An 18829-nucleotide genomic window follows, 5' to 3' on the forward strand; every position below is an offset into this window, starting at 1 on the left:
ATGACAGCCCCTAAGCCGCCTCTTTCAAAGCCGCCCTTCCAGAACCTGCTGGAGCTGCGCTCGGACACTGCCAAGCCGCTCTACCAGCAGCTTGAAGACCAGCTGTCCCAGCTGATCGGCGACGGGACCTTGCCACCGGGCACGACGCTTCCCGCGGAGCGACAACTCGCCGAACGGCTCAATATCAGCCGCACCACTGTGCAGCGCTCCTACAACGCCTTGCGCGAACGGAAGTTGCTGAGCGCGCAGGGACGTCTGGGCTCGATCGTGCAGGGTGCCGGGCCGCGCCTCCATTCCGGCATGGATCGGCTCAAGGGCTTCACCGAGGAAATGCAGGAGCTCGGGCGCGTGCCATCTTCCCGCATCGTCGAACGGACCGTGGTCAGCGACCGCTCGATCGCCTCGATCTTCGGCCATTCCTCGCATGCGCGCTTCCTCAAGCTGGTCCGCATCCGCTCTGGCGACGGCATTCCGATGTCGCGCGAAGTCGCCTGGTACAACCTGGAGCGCCTGCCCGAACTGGCCGAGAGCGATCTTTCGGGTTCGGTCTATGCCCGGCTCGCCGAACTCGGCCTGCCGCTGACGCGTTGCGACCAGATGATCGAGGCTGCCGCTCCGACGGCCGAAGAATGCGCCATCTTCGGCTTCGATGCTCCCGTGCCCTGCCTGCTGATCAAGCGGCGCAGCTATGGCGCCGACGGCGACATGCTCGAATATGTCGAGGGCCTGTTCCGGGGCGATACCTACACCTACCGGCTGACGCTGACCGCCTGACGGCCTGTGGTGGAAGAACCCATCGCGACTTTCCCGATGCGATATCCAACGGAAGTCCAAAATCGAACGGCGTTGAACCTGCTCGCGGTCCGGCGCGACCAAGAAGAACGGAACCGCATTCGGCGAGCCTCGGGTTTCCTGAGCGACGGGCGCGGCGATCCTTCGATTGCAGGGATGGATATTGCGATGTCGCTTCACGTTTCGATTGTCGGCAGGATGAGCTACGCCCCTTTTCATCCGCGCCATGACATGGCTCCCGAGGCCTTCGGGCGGGCCTCCAAGCCGGTTTTCGTCATCGATGCCGAGTTGAACCAGCGCTTCGGCAACCGTGGCGCGGAAGCGCTCGCCCGTGACGGCCTGGGCGGTCTCGATCGCTTCACGGCCAGCGACAAGGATTTCATGGCGCGGTTGCAAGTCTGGCTGAAGCGCTGCCGCAATGGCAGCGCGGCCGGCGAGACGCGGCTGCCGTTGGTGCTGCGCAACGGGCGGCAGGTCGCCGTCGACGCCGTCCATCTCGTCAGCATCGAACTCTTCGTCCTGACGGTGGACGACCCCGAGAGCGCGATCGACCGCAATGTCGCCTGGGTCAGCGAAGCCTGCGGCCTGACGCCGACCGAGGAGCGCATGCTCGCCCTGATGGTCGAGGGGCTCGACACGATCATCGCCGCCAAGCGGCTGGGCATAGCGCCGACCACGGCTCGTACCCATCTCCAGCGCCTCTTCGCCAAGACCGGAACGGCCCGACAGAGCGAACTCGTGCGCTTCGTCGCGACCTATGTCGAGGAACTCCGCTGAGCGCGCGGTTTTTGCGGCACAGGTTACTGCCGTGCTGTTGACATAATCCGCCATCGCACGCCCTCTGGACCGGCATGTGGACACAACCGCACCTGTCCGGAGGCAATCGCGACCATGGCCGAGGCGCTGGCAGCCTTCCTCTTCTGCGCGCTGATGAGCGGCAGCGCCATCTTCGGCGTCAAGCTGCGCGACAGGCTGTCCGAGGAGCATCTCTCCGAACGCACCATGGAGGCGATCCGGCTGGTGACGAGCCTGCTCGTGACCTTCGCCGCCCTCGTGCTCAGTTTGCAGCTCTCCAGCGTCAAAGGGGCGTTCGATCAGGCCTATCGCGACCGCAATGCCGACGCGGCCCAGCTCGCCCAGCTCGACGAATGTCTGCGCAGCTACGGAGCAGGGGTGGAGTCGATTCGCCTCGACCTGCGCGGCTACACCGCAGGCGTGATCGCCAGCACCTGGCCGCGGGAGCCGAAGCCCGCTGGCGTGTCCTATCCAGATACGAGCGCCATGGCGCGCGAGGGCGCCGATCCGTCGCTCGGCGCCCTGATCGCCCGGGTCGGCCGGGCGATCAACGGCCTCGTCCCCGCCGATACGTTCCAAGCCAATGTCGCCGGGGAATGCCGCTCGGTCTATCAGCAGGTGCAGCAGCGGCGCTGGGCCGTGATCGAGGATGTGCGCGGCCCGGCTTCGCCATTGTTCACGAGTATCCTGACCTTCTGGCTGATGCTGGTCTTTCTGAGCTTCGGCCTGCAGATCCCGCGCCGGCGGCTCGCCGCGATCGTGCTCGCGATCGGCATCGTCTCGATCTCGACCGTGATGTTCGTGATCACCGATCTCGAGTCGCACTATGTCGGGTTGTTCGGCATTTCCAGCGCCTCGATGCGGGATGCGCTGGCGAGCATGGCGCGCTGATCCATCCGGGCAGTTGGCGCGCCGCTTGCCAAGAGGCGCGGGATCGGGTGCGATGGCGCCGGTCCGGTCCGACGAGGCCCGATTCAAACGATATGATCTCGGTACGAGGCAGGGGAACGGGCAGATGGTGCGTGGGATGACGGGATTGCGGGTGAGTCTGGCGCTGGCGGCGTCGGTTTTCGTCTTGGGCGGCGTGGCGGCCCAGGAGCCGAAGAAGGGCGGGACGGTCCATGTCGTCGTCCAGCCCGAGCCGCCGATGCTGATGCAGGGCCTCAACCAGAACGGCCCGACCAACATGGTCGCCGGCAATATCTACGAGTCGCTGCTGCGCTATAATGAGAAGCTCGAGCCGCAGCCCTCGCTCGCCAAGAGCTGGGAAATCTCGCCGGATGCCAAGACCTACACCTTCAAGCTCCAGGAGGGCGTGAAATGGCATGACGGCAAGCCGTTCACGGCCGATGACGTCGTCTTCACCCTCGACAAGTTCCTGCGCGACGTGCATCCGCGCTGGCGCCCGATCGTCAACGCCCAGGTCGAGAAGATCGAGAAGGTCGACGATCTCACCGTGAAGATCACGCTGAAGCAGCCCTTCGGCCCGATGATCATGACGCAGGAGGTCGCCTCCGCGCCGATGATTCCCAAGCATATCTATGACGGCACCGATTACCGCGCGAACCCGGCCAACAACACGCCGATCGGCACCGGCCCGTTCAAGCTCAAGGAGTGGAAGAAGGGCTCCTATATCTACCTCGTCAAGAACGAGGACTACTGGCTGAAGGGCAAGCCGAACCTCGACGAGATCTACTGGCAGATCATTCCCGATGCAGCCGCCCGCGCCGTTGCCTACGAGACGGGCAAGGTCGACGTGCTGACCGGCGGCTCCGTCGATGTCTACGACGTCGCGCGCCTCTCCAAGCTGCCCAATACCTGCATGACGACCAAGGGCTGGGAGATGTTCGCCCCCCATGCCTGGCTCACGCCCAACGTGCGCAACGGCATCCTCGGCAACAAGCAGTTCCGCCAGGGGCTGATGTACGCGATCGACCGCGAATTCGGGAAGGACGTGGTCTGGGGCGGCCTCGGCAAGCTGCCGACCGGGCCGATCTCGTCCAAGACCAAGTTCTATTCGGGCGACGTGCCGAAATACGCCTATGACCCCGCCAAGGCGAAGGAGCTGATCAAGGCCTCCGGCTACAAGGGCGAGACGATCAAGCTCCTGAACCTGCCCTATGGCGAGACCTGGAGCCGCTGGTCCGAGGCGATCAAGCAGAATCTCGAGGATGTCGGCGTCAAGGTGCAGATCGAGAACACCGACGTGCCCGGCTGGACGCAGAAGGCGTCGAACTGGGATTTCGATCTGAACTTCAACTTCCTCTACCAGCTTGGCGACCCCGCCATGGGCGTGGCGCGCTCCTACATCTCCTCCAACATCGCCAAGGGCAATCCCTTCGCCAATGTCGGCGGCTATTCCAATCCGGAGGTCGACAAGCTCTTCGCCGACGCGGCGATCGCGCCGACCGACAAGGAGCGCCAGGAGCTCTACACCAAGGTCCAGAAGCTTCTGGCCGACGAATTGCCGGTGCTCTGGCTGCTGGAGATGGATTTCCCGACCATCTACCGCTGCAACGTCAAGAACCTCGTCACCACCGGTATCGGCGTCGATGACGGCTTCCGCGACGCCTGGAAGGAGTAAACGGCGGGCTCGAAAAGGCGCGTCATCCCGGACGGCGCAAGGCAGCGATCCGGGATCGTATCGGGGTTGGCCTTCGAGGCCGCCCTATCCTGATGACGGTCCCGCGTCTGCGCGGCGGCACTTCGCGCCGCAGCGCGCGCGGGATGACAGGCTTCACGAAAGTCCTGAATGAACCTCGCGCAATTCCTCGCCGGCCGGCTCGTGAAGGGCGTCATCGTGCTCTTCGCCATCGCCGTGCTGAACTTCCTGCTGATCCGCGCCGCACCCGGCGATCCCGCGCAGGTGCTGGCCGGCGAGGCCGGCGCCGCCGATGCGCAGTTGCTCGAACAGCTGCGCGCGCGCTTCGGTCTCGATCAGCCCTTCCTGACCCAGCTCTGGATCTATCTGAAGGGCTATCTCACCTTCGATCTCGGCTTCAGCTATCGTCAGCAGCAGCCGGTGCTCAGCCTGATCATGGAGCGCCTGCCGGCGACATTGCTGTTGACCGGCGCGGCCTTTCTCGTCTCGCTCGTCGTCGGCACCGCGATGGGCGCGCTCGCCGCGCGCCGGGCCGGCAAATGGTCGGATAGTCTGATCACCACGCTGGCTCTGGCCTTCTACGCAACGCCGCTGTTCTGGATCGCGTTGATGAGCCAGATCGTCTTCGCGCTGAAGCTCGGGCTCGTGCCCAATGTCGGCTACGAAACCATCGGCGCGAACTATACCGGCCTGGCGCGGGCGCTCGATATCGGCCAGCACCTCGTCCTGCCTTCGCTCACGCTCGGCCTGTTCTTCACCGCGCTCTATGCCCGGATGATGCGGGCCTCGATGCTGGAGGTGGCGGGTGCCGATTTCGTCAAGACGGCCCGCGCCAAGGGCGTCTCTCAGGCCAGAGTCTGGCGCCGGCATGTCGCGCGCAATGCCATCCTGCCGGTGGTGACGCTGGCTGGCTTGCAGGCAGGCCAGCTCGTCGGCGGCGCCGTCCTGACCGAAACCGTCTTCGCTTGGCCAGGTATCGGCCGGCTGATGTTCGATGCGTTGGTCCAGCGCGACTATTCCGTCCTGCTCGGCGTCTTCTTCGTCTCCTCGGCGATGGTCGTCTGCTTCAACATCGCGACCGATCTGGTCTACCGGATCGTCGATCCGCGCATCGAGGCGCATGCATGAACTTCCTCAAGCGCTTCGCCCGCAATCGCGGCGCCGTCATCGGTATCCTCATCCTGCTCGCCGTCGTCGCCTTCGCGATCCTGGCGCCGACGCTCTATCCGCAATCGCCCTGGCGCCCGGTGGCGCGGCCCTTCCTCGCGCCCTTCGTCAACGAGCGCTTCCCGCTCGGCACCGACACGCTCGGCCGCAACCTCGCCGCCGGCCTCGTCCATGGCGCGCGCGTCTCGCTGATGATCGGCGTTGTCTCGACCTTGGTCGCGCTTGTGATCGGCGTGCCGCTGGGCGCCGTCGCCGGCTATGCCGGCGGCTTCGTCGATGACGCGCTGATGCGCTTCACCGAGTTCTTCCAGACCATTCCTTCCTTCGCCCTCGCGATCGTGCTGGTCGCGATCCTTCAGCCGCAGCTCGGCTCGATCGTGCTCGCGATAGGCGTCGTCAGTTGGCCACCCGTGGCGCGACTGGTGCGAGGGGAGGTGCTCTCCTTGCGAAGTCGCGAATATGTCCAGGCGGCGGTGACGATCGGCCAGTCGACGCCGCGGATCATCTTCAGCCAGGTCCTGCCCAACACCATCGCGCCGATCATCGTCATGGGCTCGCTGATGATCGGCTCGGCGATCCTGCTGGAATCCTCGCTCTCCTTCCTCGGCCTCGGCGATCCCAACCTGATGAGCTGGGGCTACATGGTCGGCGCCGGTCGCACGCGCCTGCTCGACGCCTGGTGGATCTCGTTCTTCCCGGGCCTCGCGATCTTCCTGACCGTGCTCGCGCTCAATCTCGCCGGCGAGGGGCTGAACGATGCGCTGAACCCGCGTCTGGCTCGGGGGCGCGAATGACCGCTCCCGCGCTCTCCATCGAAGGCCTGACGCTGGCACTGCCGGCGATGGCCGACCGCACCAATGCGGTCGAGACCGTCTCGCTCGCCATCCAGCCCGGCGAGACGCTCTGCGTCGTCGGCGAATCCGGCTCCGGCAAGTCGATGATCGCCCATGCCGTGATGGGCCTACTGCCCAAGGCGGTGAAGCCGGTCGCCGGGGCGATCAGGCTCGCGGGCCGCGATCTTCTCGCCCTCGACGAACAGGCGATGCAGGACGTGCGCGGCCGCGAGGTCGGCATGATCTTCCAGGAGCCGATGACCTCGCTCAACCCGGTCATGCGCATCTCCGACCAGATCGTCGAGACTTTCGCGGCCCATGGCCTGCACGACAAGGCGACGCGCCGCGCCCGCGCCATCGAGCTCCTGACCGAGGTCGGCCTGCCCGATCCGCCGCGCCTTGCGAAGGCCTATCCGCATGAACTCTCGGGCGGCCAGCGCCAGCGCGTGATGATCGCGATGGCATTGGCGCTCGAACCCAAGCTCCTGATCGCCGACGAGCCGACCACCGCGCTCGACGTCACCACCCAGGCGCAGATCCTCAAGCTGATCGACAATCTCCGCCACCGCCATGGCACGGCCGTGCTTTTCATCACCCATGACATGGGCGTGGTCGCCGAGATCGCCGACCGCATCGCAGTGCTGGAGAAGGGCGTGCTGGTCGAGGAGGGCACGGCCGATCAGGTGCTCGGCTCTCCGCAGCATCCCTATACGCAGAAGCTGCTCGCCGCGGTGCCCTCGCTGACGCCGGCTGAATTGCCGCCGCTGCCGGATACCGCGCCGGTGATCAGTGTCGAGGGGCTCGGCAAGACCTATCGCAAGCGCTCCCTTTTCGGCGTCGCGCGCGAGGTCAAGGCGGCCGACGACATTTCCTTCGCGCTCGTTCGCGGCGAGACGCTCGGCCTCGTTGGCGAGTCCGGCTCGGGCAAGTCGACGGTCGGGCGCTGCTGCCTGCGCCTGATCGAGCCGGATCGCGGCCGCATCGCGCTCGGCGATCTCGTCCTCTCCGAACTGAAGCCCGCCGAACTGCGCCGCCAGCGCAAGCGCATCCAGATGGTCTTCCAGGACCCCTTCGCCTCGCTGAACCCGCGCCAGACGGTCGGCCGCATCATCTCGGACGGCCCGGTCGCCCACGGCACGCCGCGCAAGGAGGCGCTGGCGAAGGCGAAGGAGCTGCTGGAGCTCGTCGGCCTTTCCGCGAATGCCATCGATCGCTACCCGCATGAATTCTCCGGCGGCCAGCGCCAGCGCGTCGGCATCGCAAGGGCGCTCGCTCTCGAACCGGACGTGCTCGTGGCGGACGAGGCGGTCTCGGCGCTCGACGTTTCCGTGCAGGCGCAGATCCTCAAGCTGATCAAGGATATCCAGAGCCGGCTCGGCCTCGCCATTCTCTTCGTCACGCATGATTTGCGCGTCGCCGCGCAGATCTGTGACCGCATCGCGGTGATGCAGCGCGGGCGCATCGTCGAAAGCGGGCCGACCGCCGCGATCTTCGCCGACCCGCAGCACGCGTATACGCGGCAGCTGCTGGCGGCGGTGCCGGGCGGCGGGCGCTTCGGGCACTAATAGTCGCGGGTTGCGTCGCGTCTCGTATTCTCAGCCCTCATCCTGAGGAGCCGCGTGAGCGGCGTCTCGAAGGATGCTCCAGCGCGCTCTGGACCATCCTTCGAGACGCGGCCTGACGGCCGCTCCTCAGGATGAGGGCTGGGTGGTCATCGATCTTCCTTTTTGCCGGAGCCTGCCCATGCCTCTCGATCCCGCCTTGCGTGACAAGATCCTCGCCGCCGTCGAGGCGGGCTTCGACGAACAGGTCGCCTATACGCAGGAACTGGTCCGCTTCGCCTCGACCCGCGGGCAGGAGCACACGGTCCAGGACTTCATCTTCCGCGCCATGAAGCAGCGCGGCTTCACCATGGACCGCTTCGCCATGGACAGGGAGGCGATCGCGGCCCATCCCGGCGGCGCGCCTTTCTCCGACACGCATTCCGAAGCCCCGATCGTCGTCGGCATCCATCGCCCCCGCGAGGAGAAGGGCCGCTCGCTGATCCTGCAGGCCCATGTCGACGTCGTTCCGGCCGGTCCCGCAGATCAATGGAAGCACGCGCCCTTCGACCCCGTGATCGAGGGTGACTGGATGTATGGCCGCGGCAGCGCCGACATGAAGGCAGGTTCCGCCGCCAATCTCTTCTGCCTCGATGCGCTCCGCCGCATCGGCATGCAGCCGGCGGCGACGGTCTATGTCGAATCCGTCGTCGAGGAGGAATCGACCGGAAACGGTGCGCTGATGACGCACTTACGCGGCTATCGCGCCGAGGCTGCGCTGATCCCGGAACCTGAGTATGAGATGCTGGCCCGCGCCAATGCGGGCGTGCTCTGGTTCCAGTTCGAGGTGCGCGGCATCCCCGCCCATGTCCGCGAGATGGGCACCGGCGCCAACGCGATCGACGCCGCCTATCGCGTCGTCGCGGCTTTGCGCAAGCTCGAGGAGCAGTTCAACATCGAGAAGGCGGGCCGCGAGCATTTCGAGGACGATCCGCATCCGATCAACCTGAACATCGGCAAGATCGAGGGTGGCGACTGGGCCTCCTCCGTGCCCTGCTGGTGCCGGGTCGATTGCCGCGTCGGGCTCTATCCGGGCGTCACCGCCAAGGAGACGGCGCAGCGCATCGAGGACTGCATCCGCGAGGCCGCGCGTGGCGATTCCTTCCTGGCGAACAACCCCCCGAAGGTCACCTTCAACGGCTTCTGGGCCGAGGGCTATGTGCTGGAGCCCGGCAGCGAGGCGGAGGCCGTGCTCGGCCGCGCCCATGAAGCCGCGCTCGGCAAGCCGCTGAAGAGCTTCATGACGGCGGCCTATCTCGATACCCGCGTCCACGCGCTCTACGACAAGATCCCGGCGCTCTGCTACGGCCCGATGGGTGAGAACATCCATGCCTTCGACGAGCGCGTCAGCCTCGCCTCGGTGAAGCGCATCACCGGCGCCATGGCGCTCTTCGTCGCCGAATGGTGTGGGCTCGAAAGCATCGAGGGGTGAGCGCGGGCAAGCCGGGCATCGGACCGAAAAGTGGGAACCGGTTTTCGGAGCCTCCGACGCTGAAGCAAGACATGGGATCGCCGCGCGTCCGCGAGGGCGCGGGGCGACCGGGCAGGGCGCTGCTGCTCGTTCCCCTGCTCGGGCTGCTCTGGGGCTTCAACTGGCCGGCGGTGCGGATATCGCTGATCGAGATCGCGCCCTGGACTTTGCGCGCCGCCGGCATGAGCTTCGCCGGGCTCGTCCTCGTCGCCGTCGCGTTGGGGCGCGGCGTCCCGCTCGCCGTGTCGCGTAGGCAATGGCCGCGGCTGGTCGTGGCCGGCTTCCTTTCGATCGCCGCCTTCAACGTGCTGCTCGCCTTCGCGCAGCTCGCAGCGCCGACCTCGCGCGCGGCGATCCTGACCTTCACCATGCCGATCTGGGCGACGCTGCTCGCGCGCTTCGTGCTGGGCGAGGCTTTCGACGGCCGGCGCCTCGCCGGGCTCGCGCTTGGCATTGCCGGCCTCATCTGCCTCGGCCTGCCGCTGATTCTCGCCGGGCAACTGTCCTTCGGTTTGATGCTGGCGCTCTGCGCGGCGGTGAGCTGGGCATTCGGCACGATCGTGACAAAGCGCTGGCCGGTCTCGGCCCCGGCGCTCACAATCGCCGCCTGGCAATTGCTGATCGGCGGCGTGGTCGCCGGCATCGGCATGCTCGTCTTCGAGGGGCTGCCGGTGCCGAAACTGCTCTCGCCGCGTGTGCTGACGGCGCTGAGCTTCCACATCATCGGCGCGCAGGCGCTGGCCTATTTCCTCTGGTTCACGGTGGTGGCGCGCCTGCCGGCGGGCATCGCCAGCCTCGGCACGCTGATGGTGCCGGCAGTCGGCGTGCTCGGCTCGGTGCTGCTGCTCGGCGAGCGGCCGACGCCGACCGATTGGCTCGGCCTCTGTCTCGTGATTGCGGCCTCCGGCGCGATCCTGGTCCCCGCCCGTCGCGCTTGAGTTTCGCTCAACTCGGGCCGGGAATGCTGTAGCGCTGCGCCAGCACCGCGCTCATGGCCGAGACCAGCTCGGCGATGAGGCCGCCCTTCTCCCAGGAATAGACCGAGACCACCATCGCCGGCTCCATGCCGAAGGGCGCATAGGGCCTGACTCGGCGGCCGGTCGTGGTGCCGACGGGCAGGAGTGAGAGCCCGAGCCCGGCCTCGACCGCCACGATGACATTGTGGAGACTGCTGCTCGACAGCGCGATGTACCAGCGCTGCCGCTCGCGCTCGATCCGCTCGAACATCGCGTCGCGGTAGAGTCCGCCGGGCGGGAAGGTCACCAGCGGTATCGGCTCGGGCCAGCTCTCCGGAGCGTCCGCGCTCTCGAACCAGGCCATCGCCTCGGGATAGCTGGCGCGGTAGTCGGAGCTGGCGGACGGCTCCTTGACGATGACGATGTCGAACTCGCCGGCCCGGTAGCGCCGTGTCAACTCGCGGCTCAGGCCCGCGACCACGTCGAGCCGGACTTCGCGATGCTGCCGCGTGAAGCCGGCGAAGACCTGCGCCATGGCGCCGGTCACGATGTCGTCGGGCACGCCGATGCGGATCGAGGCGGTGCCGGCGGAATCGCCGAGCATGGTCTCTGCTTCCTGCTGCAGCGTCAGGATGCGCCGGGCATAGCCGAGCAGCCGTTCGCCCGAGGCCGTGGCGCGAACCGGGCGGGCGAAGCGGTCGATCAATCCGCGTCCCACAGCCTCCTCCAGCCGCGCGAGCTGCTGGCTGACGGTGGATTGCGTCATGTTGAGCCGCTCGGCCGCTTGGGTGAAGCTGCCGGTATCGGCGACGGCGACGAAGGAGCGAAGCAGGCGAGGGTCGAGCATCGGAGCCGGCGGCGCGTGTCTGGAGCGGAGATGCTCCCGATATTCGCAAAGCCACTGAACGATATCCAGATATTTAATTTTCAGATGGACGATGCGGTCTTTATCTGAACAGCAAGGCGAGCTTGCTTCGACCAAGTCGACAGGGATGACGCCGCGCCGGCCGATGCCGCCCGCGCTTCCCGAGGGAGACGGAATTGACCCGATTTTCGCCGATCCTCGCCTTCGTTCTTCTCCTGCTGGCCTTCGGCCCGCAGACAGCCTTCGGACAAGCCATGACCGACACCAGATTGCACGCCGCCGCGGCCAGGGACGACGTTGCCACGATCAAGCGGCTCCTCGCCGAGGGCGTCGCCGTCGACGGGCGCGACAGTCGGGCCCAGACCGCCTTGCTGGTCGCCACCCATGAGAACCGCGTCAACGCCGCCCGCGCCCTGATCGAGGCCGGCGCCGACGTCAATGCCAAGGACGCCATCAACGACAGCCCCTATCTCTATGCCGGCGCGCGCGGGCACCTCGCGATCCTCAAGCTGACGCTTGAACATGGCGCCGACCTGAAGAGCACCAACCGCTATGGCGGCACCGCCCTGATTCCGGCCTGCGAGCGCGGCCATGTCGAGACGGTCCGCACCTTGATCGCGGCCGGCGTCAAGGTCGATCACATCAACAATCTCGGCTGGACCGGCCTGCTGGAGGCGATCATCCTCAGCGATGGCGGCGAGAAGCATCAGCAGATCGTCAAGGACCTGCTCGCGGCCGGCGCCGATGTGAATCTCGCCGATCGCGACGGCGTCACCCCACTCCAGCACGCCCGCAGCCGCGGCCAGCAGAAGATGCAGCAGATCCTGCTTGCCGCCGGCGGCCGCTGAACGGGAGAAGAGCATGTCCCAGGCACAGCGCTTTCTCTGCGAGGCGATCGAGCTCGCGCAGGCCAATATGGAGCAGGGCGGGCGGCCCTTCGGCGCGGTCGTCGTCAGGGATGGCGAGGTCGTCGCGACCGGCGTCAACGAGATCATCGCGACCCATGATCCCACCGCCCATGCCGAGATGACGGCTTTGCGCGCGGCGAGCCGCAAGCTCGCGTCGCCCAGCCTCGCCGGCTGCGCGGTCTATGCCAGCGGCCATCCCTGCCCGATGTGCATGGCGGCGATGCGGCTCTCCGGCGTCAGCGAGGTCTATTACGCCTATTCCAACGACGACGGCGCACCTTTCGGCCTGTCGACGGCGGCGATCTATGCCGATCTGGCGAAACCCTTCGCCGAGCAGTCGATGAAGATCGCCTATGTACCGGTCCGCCGCGAAACCGGGCCCGATCTCTATGCCGAATGGAAGCGGCGCCAGGCGGGGCCGGCCTGAAGCCATGACGCCTGCACGATCCGGCGCTTCACGGGCGCTTCTGCTCACGGCCGTGGTGCTGGTCGGCCTGAACCTGCGCCCCTTCCTGACGAGCATCGGCCCTCTCGCGGTGGAGATACGGGCCGCGACGGGCTTGGGTTTTGGCAGCCTCTCGCTGTTCACGCTGGTGCCGATGCTGCTGATGGGTGTCTGCGCCTTTGCCGGCCCCTGGCTCCAGCGCGTGCTCGGCGCAAGGACTGCCGTGGTCGGTGCGCTCTGCATCCTCTGTGCGGCCGCCGCTCTGCGGCTGGTCACCACGAGCGGTGAGGCGTTGATCGTGACGGCGGCCTTCTGCGGCCTGGGCGTCGCCGTGGTGCAATCGATCTTCCCCGGCATCGTCAAAGCCACGTTTCCCGGCCGGGTCGCGGTGGTGATGGGGCTCTATTCGGCGATGCTGATGGGCGGCGGCGCGCTCGGCGCGCAGCTCTCGCCGCTGATCGCGGATCGCTCCGGCAGCTGGCATCTCGGCCTCGGCTGGATCGCCCTGCCGGCCGCAATGGCAGCTTTGGTTTCGGCGGTGGCCCTGCCATCCGGTCGATCTGGGCAGAGCGGCGGGCTGCCGACGTTTGCGCTGCTGCGCCGCCCGCGCAGTTGGCTCCTGATGATCTGCTTCGGGCTGGTGAATGGCGGTTATGCCTCCATCGTCGCCTGGCTCGCACCCTCCTATCAAGCGATGGGCTGGTCAGGCGCTGAGAGCGGCGGCCTGCTGGCGGTGACGGCGGCGAGCCAAGCCGTAGCGGCGCTCGGCATCCCTGCGCTGGCTGCCCGTAATCCCGATCGCCGGTTCTGGATCTGGCTCGCGCTCGCCTGCCAGATCATTGGCTTTTCTGGCCTCGCCTGGTGGCCGCTTGCCGCGCCAACCGGCTGGGCGGTGGCTATCGGTATCGGACTCGGGGCGAGTTTCGCGCTGTTCCTGATCGTGGCGCTCGACCATATTGACAATCCCGCCAATGCCGGAGCGCTCTCGGCATTGATGCAGGGCGGCGGCTTCCTGATTTCCGCCATCCCGCCCTGGATCGTCACGTTGCTGCGCGATGCGGGTGGCAGCTTCACCGCCGGCTGGCTGATGCATCTGGCTTGCGCTGTGCTGGCGGGGCTGATGGCGCTGCGCTTCGCGCCGCGCGGTTACGCCCGCGCGATGCGGCTTGCGCCAGCCGCAGATCAGGCGTTGTCGCCGAGATAGGCGGTGGCATCGATCTCGACGAGGCAATGCGGCGAGCCCAGCCCGTTGACGATGCAGGAGACGCGATGCGGCGCCGCCTTGGCGAAATTGGCGAAATAGACCTCGTTCATCGGCTCCCAATAGGCGCGGTCGGTGACATAGACCGTGCATTTCACGACATCGTCGAGGCTGCCGCCGGCTTCCTCGAGCAGCGCCTTGATATTGTCGATGCATTGCTGGGTCTGAGCCCGGGGATCACCGATCGCGAGCTTGCCCTCCTTGTCGGTTCCGACGCAGCAGACGAACATGAAGCCGCCGGCGACCGTCGCCTGGGCGAAGGGCAGGCGGCCCTTGTGGATGCGGTCAGAGGTAATGATGCGCTTGGGCATGGCAGGCTCCGTCGGTGACGAGCCATCCTAGAAGACGGTTCTGCGCAGAGGAATGCGAGCCGATGACAAAGGAGTGATGCCAGTCAGCGAAGACTGCCGGAAGCCAAGCGTCGATATCGTGAGGAAGGCTGGTGCTGCGAGAGAGGATTGAAAACCTCAGAGGCAGTCCTAAGTAGCTGATATTACCGGATGCGTTCGCCAGTTTCAGGTAGGTTGTGTACCATAGGGGTGTCTCACGTCGCTAGCGGCCGGCGCAAAAAAAACAATCGGTCTGGCAGATGGTCTTGCCATTCGCAGGCTTCACTTTCCGCAGCGGCATGGCATGATCGAAATGCGCTGGGGACGTTCGATTGCTTCAAATCATCACGATATTCGTGTTCGCGGTTGCCGTGTTGGCCCTGCGATTGAAGGGCTACGGCTGGGGTGAGGCCGCGATGTTCGGTCTGCTAGGGACCGGGGCGCTGATTGGTGCGGGGGGAGAATTCATCCGGCCCTGACGCGAGCTTTGATGCCTTTGCAAGAACCCTAGCGACCTGCGCGGCGGTCCATTGGGCTTTACCGGCGGCCGTGGGGATGCCCTGCCGGGTTAACCCCGCTGCGATCTCGCGAAGGCTGCTGGCCCCGTCTGCTCTCAGGCTGGCAATTGCCGGGGTAAGGTCATCGGCCCTCTCTCGCGCCCGTTCGATCCGCCGTGCGGTGCCGAGTTGTCTGGCCCCGGCGCTCAGGATGGCGCCCCGGTGCCCGCCGAGCTTCTTCCCACGCGCTTTGGCCGCAGCTAGGGCAGCCTTTGTTCGCGAGGAGATCATTCCCGCCTCCAACTCAGCTACGGCGGCCATCTGCTGCAACATGAAGCGCCCGGTGGGACCTTCTATGGAGGGCAGGTCGGCAAAGCGCACATCAATCCCGGCCTCCAACAGTCGCGATAGGAATGCTAGGGACCGTGTAAGCCGGTCGACCTTCGCGACCACAAGCGCCGCCTTGTGAAGCCGACACATGGCAACCGCGCGGTCGAGTTCGGGCCTGTCCGAGCGCCGGCCGCTCTCAACCTCAGTGAAATCCCCTACAAGACGCCAATCGCCGCCGTTCAGGTAGTGCGAGACTGCGTCCCGTTGAGCCTCAATGCCGAGCCCCGATGCGCCCTGTCGCGCTGTCGAGACCCGATAGTAGGCGACGAAAGCCCCGTTTGCCATCGCAAGCCCCTCAGTAGCGCAGCTTGCCCATGCCAGCGACGACCAGCACAGCGGCGCTGACGAACAGCAGATAGGCGATTGCGAGTTCCATCCCGCTCTCCATAACGTTTCAGTCATCGGACGTTGATTGAAACGATACGGATAAGGTCGCGGCGATGCAACGACATCTGTTGCGGCAATCTGACTCAGGCCGGCGGATGGGGTAAGCAGTGCCAACGCGATGGTGCGTAGCGGCGGCCCTCGGCTCCCATGGTGCTGCCCTTGGCCGTGCTAAGGCCGGCCGTCCTGGCGACCGGCGGGGCCGCTCCGCGCAAGGGAGTTCCTGAAAGATGGCCCTGGTTTGACCACTGGGGCTGAAGGGGGCCGGCAGGGGGAAACGCGAGTTCCTCCCCTGTCGAGGGCCGCCTAACAGATTTTTGCGCCAACTATGCGGAAACCGGGAAAATCACAGCGCCGCATGGAGCCGATTTTGCGAGACATTGCAGAGCGATAGGCCCCGCGTTGTTCATAGCGGACGTTCAAATTGAACAGGCCGTTAGAAGTCCTTTGGTTCCGGTGTCTCCCATTCCGGCCCGAGGCGGTATCGGATGGCGCCCGTAAGCGCCTCCCGCTGTGCCGTGGGGAGGGCATCGCGGATCGCTGCAAGACTATGCAGGTGCTCCAAGGCGGCACTGAGATCGGATGTTGAGAGGATCGCCCATGTCGCGTCGGCGCCGGGGTTCCCGTGCGGCTCGGCCGGGCCATACGCTTCCGCGATAATCGGGAAATCCTCGCGCATCCAATTGCGGATCGTCGTGTGCGCCCTGACGCCGTGAAGGGCCTTGGCGATTTCCCGATAGGGTATCAGGTTCTTCCCCCTCCGGTGCTTCCCCGCCCGGATAAACGCTCTGAACACCTTGCGGTGCTCCCCTCTTTTGAGCGGAACGCCGTGGCAAAGGTTGGCCTCCGCCGCAAGCCATGCCGCCTCCGCGCTGCTCGCCGCCTCTATCGTGGCGTCGATCATGTCGAGGCCCGCTCTCCCGGCTGCGGCGAGGCGGTGCCATCCGTCGATCACGAAAAGGGCGTTCTCGGTCTTCGCTAAGCGCACTGGGGGCATATTGCTCCCGGCGATATAGGCGTCCTGATAGCGGCGGACGGCGCCCTTATCGAGCCCGCTGCGGACCTGCCATTCCGCCCGCTTCGCAATGCTGCTGATAGGGATGGATACGACTTCCATCAGTGCCGCTCCGCGCGGGCCTTCTCCGCCTCAGCTCTCGCCAAGCGGTCCACAAGGGCGTTGTGGGGGTCGTGAGCGTGGCCCTGCACCCATTCGACGACAACGCCGGGACGGGCGTCCACAAGGGCGAACAAGGCGGCAAACAGGTCGTTGTTGGCAATCGGCAGGCCCTTGCCGTTTCGCCATCCGCTGGCTTCCCATTGGCGGCGGTGGGTGTTCACCGCTTCCGAGACATACTGGCTATCCGTCCGCAGGGTAGCGGGTGTCCCTCTAGGAAGTTCCAGGAGCGCGTTGATGGCGGCCAAAAGCTCGGCCCGGCCGCTCGTGGTGTTCTGGATCGTTCCGCGACAGAGGCGGGTTTTGCCCTCCGGGCTGACGATGATTACGGCCCACCCGCCGGGGCCGGGATTTCCGAGTGACGACCCGTCAGAGTAGGCCGCAAGGGCCTTATCGTCGGGGTTCTCTCGATAGGTAATTGCGGCAGGCTGAAGGGGGCTGCCGGGGCGTCTAAAGTTGTGGTGCTTTTCCATGAATTGAAAGTTGGCCTCGCGGCCATGAGAGATGGGGACGCCGGCCCTGCCTGTCGCATTTACTTTGAGACGACGGCAGGCAGGGTCTTACGGCGCAGCCGGCCGCCGGAGAGGCAGCGGGCGGAGTTGTGTTGGGCTATTGTTGTCCCCCTCACCGTGCCGCTTGTTTCGCCTTACTGGGGAGGCTGGCCCCTATCGCGCCAGTGTTTACGTGGCGCCGCTTTCGGGGCGCTCGACGGAAACAGCGCCCAGCGCCAGATGAAGGTCGGATAGGCGACGGTGGCGCCGTTCTCAACGGGAGCGATGCCGGCCTGCTCCGCCCAATGGGCCGCGTCGGCCATCTCATCCGCGAAGGCGTCGGCGGTCGCCGGGGCTAGGGCCAGCGTCGCCGGTGCCTCGCGTAGCAAGAAAGTCCAGAGCGTATCGTGACCGTCCTTCGGGGAGGGCCAAATGAGATCAAGAGAGATTCCAGGGACAAAAAGTGTGGCGGCCATGATAGCTTCCTTGCGCTAATTATTGCCAAGAGGAAGGTATCTTTACCCGTCGCCAGGGTGGGGGGCGGATAGATTACAGGTCAAGTCTTAAGACGTGGCGGATTTTGTCTTGTAGGCGGGAATTCTGCTAATCACACCTGACATCATCGCCTTGGGTGTCACGTCACCATACCCTTCGCCCGCCGTCCTGGCCGCATGGCCTTGGATGGCGTCCACGATCCGGGGATCAAAGCCGCGCTCCCTCGCGATGGTCTTGAAGCGGTGTCGCCATCCGTGGTTGGGCTGCACGGCCTTATCCGGTACGATTTTCCGCACGGCTGCGGTGATCTTCCCGGCGATCGTGCTGGCCTTCGTTCCCGCCACATGGAACAGCGGCCCGTTTTTGCTGCCCTTCACGAAGGCCCCGAAACCCTGCTGCATCAAGTGGGGGTGCAGGGGGACAATGCGGAATGCATTCGCCTTGACGCTGCCTGCCTCGGGGGTGATCCGCAATGTCGGGGGCTTTGCGCTCAGGTCGATATCCTCTTTCCTGAGTTGGGCGATTTCCGCAACACGGGCGCCGGTATACGCCAAGAGCCACGGCATCCAGCGGAATGCTGCAACGGTCTGTAAGAGTTCGCGCGGGCCTGCCTTCCGCGAAAGGGCGGTGGACAAGACGGTCTCGGCTTCCGCGTCGGTAAAGCCCCTTTCCCGCGTGATCGGGGCGCGTGAAGCTGTAACCCGGACCTGTACCCGGTTGCTAGGAATGCGGCCGTTGCTGGCCGCCCATCCAAAGACTGCCTTGAGGGCCGGCAAGTCCACTTTGGCCACCGTGCTGGTGCTGATGCCGCTGGCGATGCGATGATCTTTCCAGCGAACCACATCGGTCGGCTCGATATCGCGGATGTCGTCCTTTCCGATCAGTTCCGCGAAAGCGTCAAAGATTGGCTGCCACCGCTTCCGCGCAATGCGTCCCCGGTCCGCTCGCCTTCCGCCGTCCTGCAACTCCGTGAAGTAGTCCGCGATGACTTGAGATAGGGCAAAGCGGCCCTGCTTCTCATCCCGCGCGGCCGACACCGGCGGGGGCTTCGTTGATGGGCTGGAAAAAGTTGGGCGCCGGGTTGCATCCGGATCGGGGGAGTAGTCCCCTTCCGCCATGCCGGCGATGCGGCGGGCCGCCTTCACCAAGTCTCGCGCTGTCCATAGTAGCAGTGCAGCGCGGGTGTCGCTGGCCACCGTCAAGGCATGCTTCGCCAGCACTTGATCCACGAACGGGCCAACACGTCGCTCCAGGGTCGCGATGGTCGATCCAGAGAGCGCCGCTACGCTCCCGCCGCCTTCCGATGCGAGGGGGATCATTAGGCTCAGGACTCATTGATTGAGCCAGAAGATAAAGGTTGCGGCGAAGGCTAT

At 65.8% G+C, this 18829-nt stretch carries 19 protein-coding genes; 12 read left to right on the forward strand and 7 right to left on the reverse strand.

All coding sequences use genetic code 11. The features are described 5' to 3' along the window. From Q0Q02_RS11060 to Q0Q02_RS11100, 9 genes are all read left to right on the forward strand, one after another. Positions 1-774, forward strand: a complete 774-nt coding sequence (locus tag Q0Q02_RS11060; protein ID WP_293809331.1) for a GntR family transcriptional regulator — start codon at positions 1-3, stop codon at positions 772-774. A gap of 186 nt (positions 775-960) precedes the next feature. After that, the gene (locus Q0Q02_RS11065; protein ID WP_293809333.1) at positions 961-1569 is read left to right on the forward strand and encodes a helix-turn-helix transcriptional regulator; all 609 of its coding nucleotides are present in this window, start codon (positions 961-963) and stop codon (positions 1567-1569) included. Positions 1570-1683: 114 nt separating this feature from the next. Continuing rightward, positions 1684-2478 carry a hypothetical protein gene (locus tag Q0Q02_RS11070; protein ID WP_293809334.1) on the forward strand — a complete coding sequence of 265 codons (795 nt, stop codon included), beginning with the start codon at positions 1684-1686 and terminating at the stop codon, positions 2476-2478. A gap of 124 nt (positions 2479-2602) precedes the next feature. After that, the gene (locus Q0Q02_RS11075; RefSeq protein ID WP_293809335.1) at positions 2603-4171 is read left to right on the forward strand and encodes an ABC transporter substrate-binding protein; all 1569 of its coding nucleotides are present in this window, start codon (positions 2603-2605) and stop codon (positions 4169-4171) included. Between the two features lie 168 nt (positions 4172-4339). Continuing rightward, positions 4340-5317 (forward strand): ABC transporter permease, encoded by a 978-nt coding sequence (locus Q0Q02_RS11080; protein ID WP_293809337.1) that lies wholly within the window; start codon positions 4340-4342, stop codon positions 5315-5317. After that, the gene (locus Q0Q02_RS11085) at positions 5314-6150 is read left to right on the forward strand and encodes an ABC transporter permease (protein ID WP_293809339.1); all 837 of its coding nucleotides are present in this window, start codon (positions 5314-5316) and stop codon (positions 6148-6150) included. Before Q0Q02_RS11080 ends, Q0Q02_RS11085 begins: the two co-directional genes overlap by 4 nt. Further along, on the forward strand, positions 6147-7754 hold the full coding sequence (locus Q0Q02_RS11090) for an ABC transporter ATP-binding protein (RefSeq protein WP_293809341.1): 1608 nt from the start codon (positions 6147-6149) through the stop codon (positions 7752-7754). The genes Q0Q02_RS11085 and Q0Q02_RS11090 overlap by 4 nt, the downstream gene beginning before the upstream one ends. 178 nt (positions 7755-7932) lie before the next feature. Further along, positions 7933-9222 carry an ArgE/DapE family deacylase gene (locus Q0Q02_RS11095; protein WP_293809343.1) on the forward strand — a complete coding sequence of 430 codons (1290 nt, stop codon included), beginning with the start codon at positions 7933-7935 and terminating at the stop codon, positions 9220-9222. Positions 9223-9293: 71 nt separating this feature from the next. Continuing rightward, the gene (locus Q0Q02_RS11100) at positions 9294-10199 is read left to right on the forward strand and encodes a DMT family transporter (RefSeq protein ID WP_293809345.1); all 906 of its coding nucleotides are present in this window, start codon (positions 9294-9296) and stop codon (positions 10197-10199) included. 7 nt (positions 10200-10206) lie between these two features. Here the strand turns inward: Q0Q02_RS11100 and Q0Q02_RS11105 are convergent, their stop codons facing one another. After that, positions 10207-11064, reverse strand: a complete 858-nt coding sequence (locus tag Q0Q02_RS11105; protein WP_293809347.1) for a LysR family transcriptional regulator — start codon at positions 11062-11064, stop codon at positions 10207-10209. Positions 11065-11297: 233 nt separating this feature from the next. On the opposite strand from Q0Q02_RS11105, the gene Q0Q02_RS11110 reads away from it, so the two are divergent. The 3 genes from Q0Q02_RS11110 to Q0Q02_RS11120 are packed head-to-tail and all read left to right on the forward strand — an operon-like array spanning position 11298 to position 13639. Beyond that, the gene (locus Q0Q02_RS11110; RefSeq protein WP_367275029.1) at positions 11298-11930 is read left to right on the forward strand and encodes an ankyrin repeat domain-containing protein; all 633 of its coding nucleotides are present in this window, start codon (positions 11298-11300) and stop codon (positions 11928-11930) included. Positions 11931-11943: 13 nt separating this feature from the next. Next, positions 11944-12417 (forward strand): nucleoside deaminase, encoded by a 474-nt coding sequence (locus Q0Q02_RS11115; protein ID WP_293809348.1) that lies wholly within the window; start codon positions 11944-11946, stop codon positions 12415-12417. Between the two features lie 4 nt (positions 12418-12421). Continuing rightward, positions 12422-13639, forward strand: a complete 1218-nt coding sequence (locus Q0Q02_RS11120) for a cyanate transporter (protein WP_293809350.1) — start codon at positions 12422-12424, stop codon at positions 13637-13639. On the opposite strand, the gene Q0Q02_RS11125 is transcribed toward Q0Q02_RS11120, so the two are convergent. From Q0Q02_RS11125 to Q0Q02_RS11150, 6 genes are all read right to left on the reverse strand, one after another. Then, positions 13618-14007, reverse strand: coding sequence for a RidA family protein (locus Q0Q02_RS11125; RefSeq protein ID WP_293809352.1), 390 nt, complete (start codon positions 14005-14007; stop codon positions 13618-13620). The two genes, Q0Q02_RS11120 and Q0Q02_RS11125, sit on opposite strands and share 22 nt — an antisense overlap. Before the next feature lie 446 nt (positions 14008-14453). After that, positions 14454-15197 (reverse strand): recombinase family protein, encoded by a 744-nt coding sequence (locus Q0Q02_RS11130; RefSeq protein WP_293809354.1) that lies wholly within the window; start codon positions 15195-15197, stop codon positions 14454-14456. A gap of 535 nt (positions 15198-15732) precedes the next feature. Then, positions 15733-16413 carry a ParB N-terminal domain-containing protein gene (locus Q0Q02_RS11135; protein WP_293809356.1) on the reverse strand — a complete coding sequence of 227 codons (681 nt, stop codon included), beginning with the start codon at positions 16411-16413 and terminating at the stop codon, positions 15733-15735. Next, a complete protein-coding gene (locus tag Q0Q02_RS11140; protein WP_293809358.1) occupies positions 16413-16943 on the reverse strand; it encodes a ribonuclease H in 531 nt (176 codons plus the stop codon). Before Q0Q02_RS11140 ends, Q0Q02_RS11135 begins: the two co-directional genes overlap by 1 nt. A 173-nt stretch (positions 16944-17116) precedes the next feature. Then, positions 17117-17437, reverse strand: coding sequence for a hypothetical protein (locus Q0Q02_RS11145; protein WP_293809360.1), 321 nt, complete (start codon positions 17435-17437; stop codon positions 17117-17119). An 87-nt stretch (positions 17438-17524) separates the two neighbouring features. Further along, positions 17525-18775, reverse strand: coding sequence for a tyrosine-type recombinase/integrase (locus tag Q0Q02_RS11150; protein WP_293809362.1), 1251 nt, complete (start codon positions 18773-18775; stop codon positions 17525-17527). Positions 18776-18829: the final 54 nt, after the last annotated feature.

The organism is uncultured Allobosea sp. (assembly GCF_945956895.1).
Taxonomy (GTDB): Bacteria; Pseudomonadota; Alphaproteobacteria; order Rhizobiales; family Beijerinckiaceae; genus Allobosea.

Bases quoted from the DNA above. Each gene is read 5' to 3' on its own strand.
- Q0Q02_RS11060 (WP_293809331.1), top strand. From the start codon at position 1: ATGACAGCCCCTAAGCCGCCTCTTTCAAAGCCGCCCTTCCAGAACCTG.
- Q0Q02_RS11065 (WP_293809333.1), top strand. From the start codon at position 961: ATGTCGCTTCACGTTTCGATTGTCGGCAGGATGAGCTACGCCCCTTTT.
- Q0Q02_RS11070 (WP_293809334.1), top strand. From the start codon at position 1,684: ATGGCCGAGGCGCTGGCAGCCTTCCTCTTCTGCGCGCTGATGAGCGGC.
- Q0Q02_RS11075 (WP_293809335.1), top strand. From the start codon at position 2,603: ATGGTGCGTGGGATGACGGGATTGCGGGTGAGTCTGGCGCTGGCGGCG.
- Q0Q02_RS11080 (WP_293809337.1), top strand. From the start codon at position 4,340: ATGAACCTCGCGCAATTCCTCGCCGGCCGGCTCGTGAAGGGCGTCATC.
- Q0Q02_RS11085 (WP_293809339.1), top strand. From the start codon at position 5,314: ATGAACTTCCTCAAGCGCTTCGCCCGCAATCGCGGCGCCGTCATCGGT.
- Q0Q02_RS11090 (WP_293809341.1), top strand. From the start codon at position 6,147: ATGACCGCTCCCGCGCTCTCCATCGAAGGCCTGACGCTGGCACTGCCG.
- Q0Q02_RS11095 (WP_293809343.1), top strand. From the start codon at position 7,933: ATGCCTCTCGATCCCGCCTTGCGTGACAAGATCCTCGCCGCCGTCGAG.
- Q0Q02_RS11100 (WP_293809345.1), top strand. From the start codon at position 9,294: ATGGGATCGCCGCGCGTCCGCGAGGGCGCGGGGCGACCGGGCAGGGCG.
- Q0Q02_RS11105 (WP_293809347.1), bottom strand. From the start codon at position 11,064: ATGCTCGACCCTCGCCTGCTTCGCTCCTTCGTCGCCGTCGCCGATACC.
- Q0Q02_RS11115 (WP_293809348.1), top strand. From the start codon at position 11,944: ATGTCCCAGGCACAGCGCTTTCTCTGCGAGGCGATCGAGCTCGCGCAG.
- Q0Q02_RS11120 (WP_293809350.1), top strand. From the start codon at position 12,422: ATGACGCCTGCACGATCCGGCGCTTCACGGGCGCTTCTGCTCACGGCC.
- Q0Q02_RS11125 (WP_293809352.1), bottom strand. From the start codon at position 14,007: ATGCCCAAGCGCATCATTACCTCTGACCGCATCCACAAGGGCCGCCTG.
- Q0Q02_RS11130 (WP_293809354.1), bottom strand. From the start codon at position 15,197: ATGGCAAACGGGGCTTTCGTCGCCTACTATCGGGTCTCGACAGCGCGA.
- Q0Q02_RS11135 (WP_293809356.1), bottom strand. From the start codon at position 16,413: ATGGAAGTCGTATCCATCCCTATCAGCAGCATTGCGAAGCGGGCGGAA.
- Q0Q02_RS11140 (WP_293809358.1), bottom strand. From the start codon at position 16,943: ATGGAAAAGCACCACAACTTTAGACGCCCCGGCAGCCCCCTTCAGCCT.
- Q0Q02_RS11145 (WP_293809360.1), bottom strand. From the start codon at position 17,437: ATGGCCGCCACACTTTTTGTCCCTGGAATCTCTCTTGATCTCATTTGG.
- Q0Q02_RS11150 (WP_293809362.1), bottom strand. From the start codon at position 18,775: ATGATCCCCCTCGCATCGGAAGGCGGCGGGAGCGTAGCGGCGCTCTCT.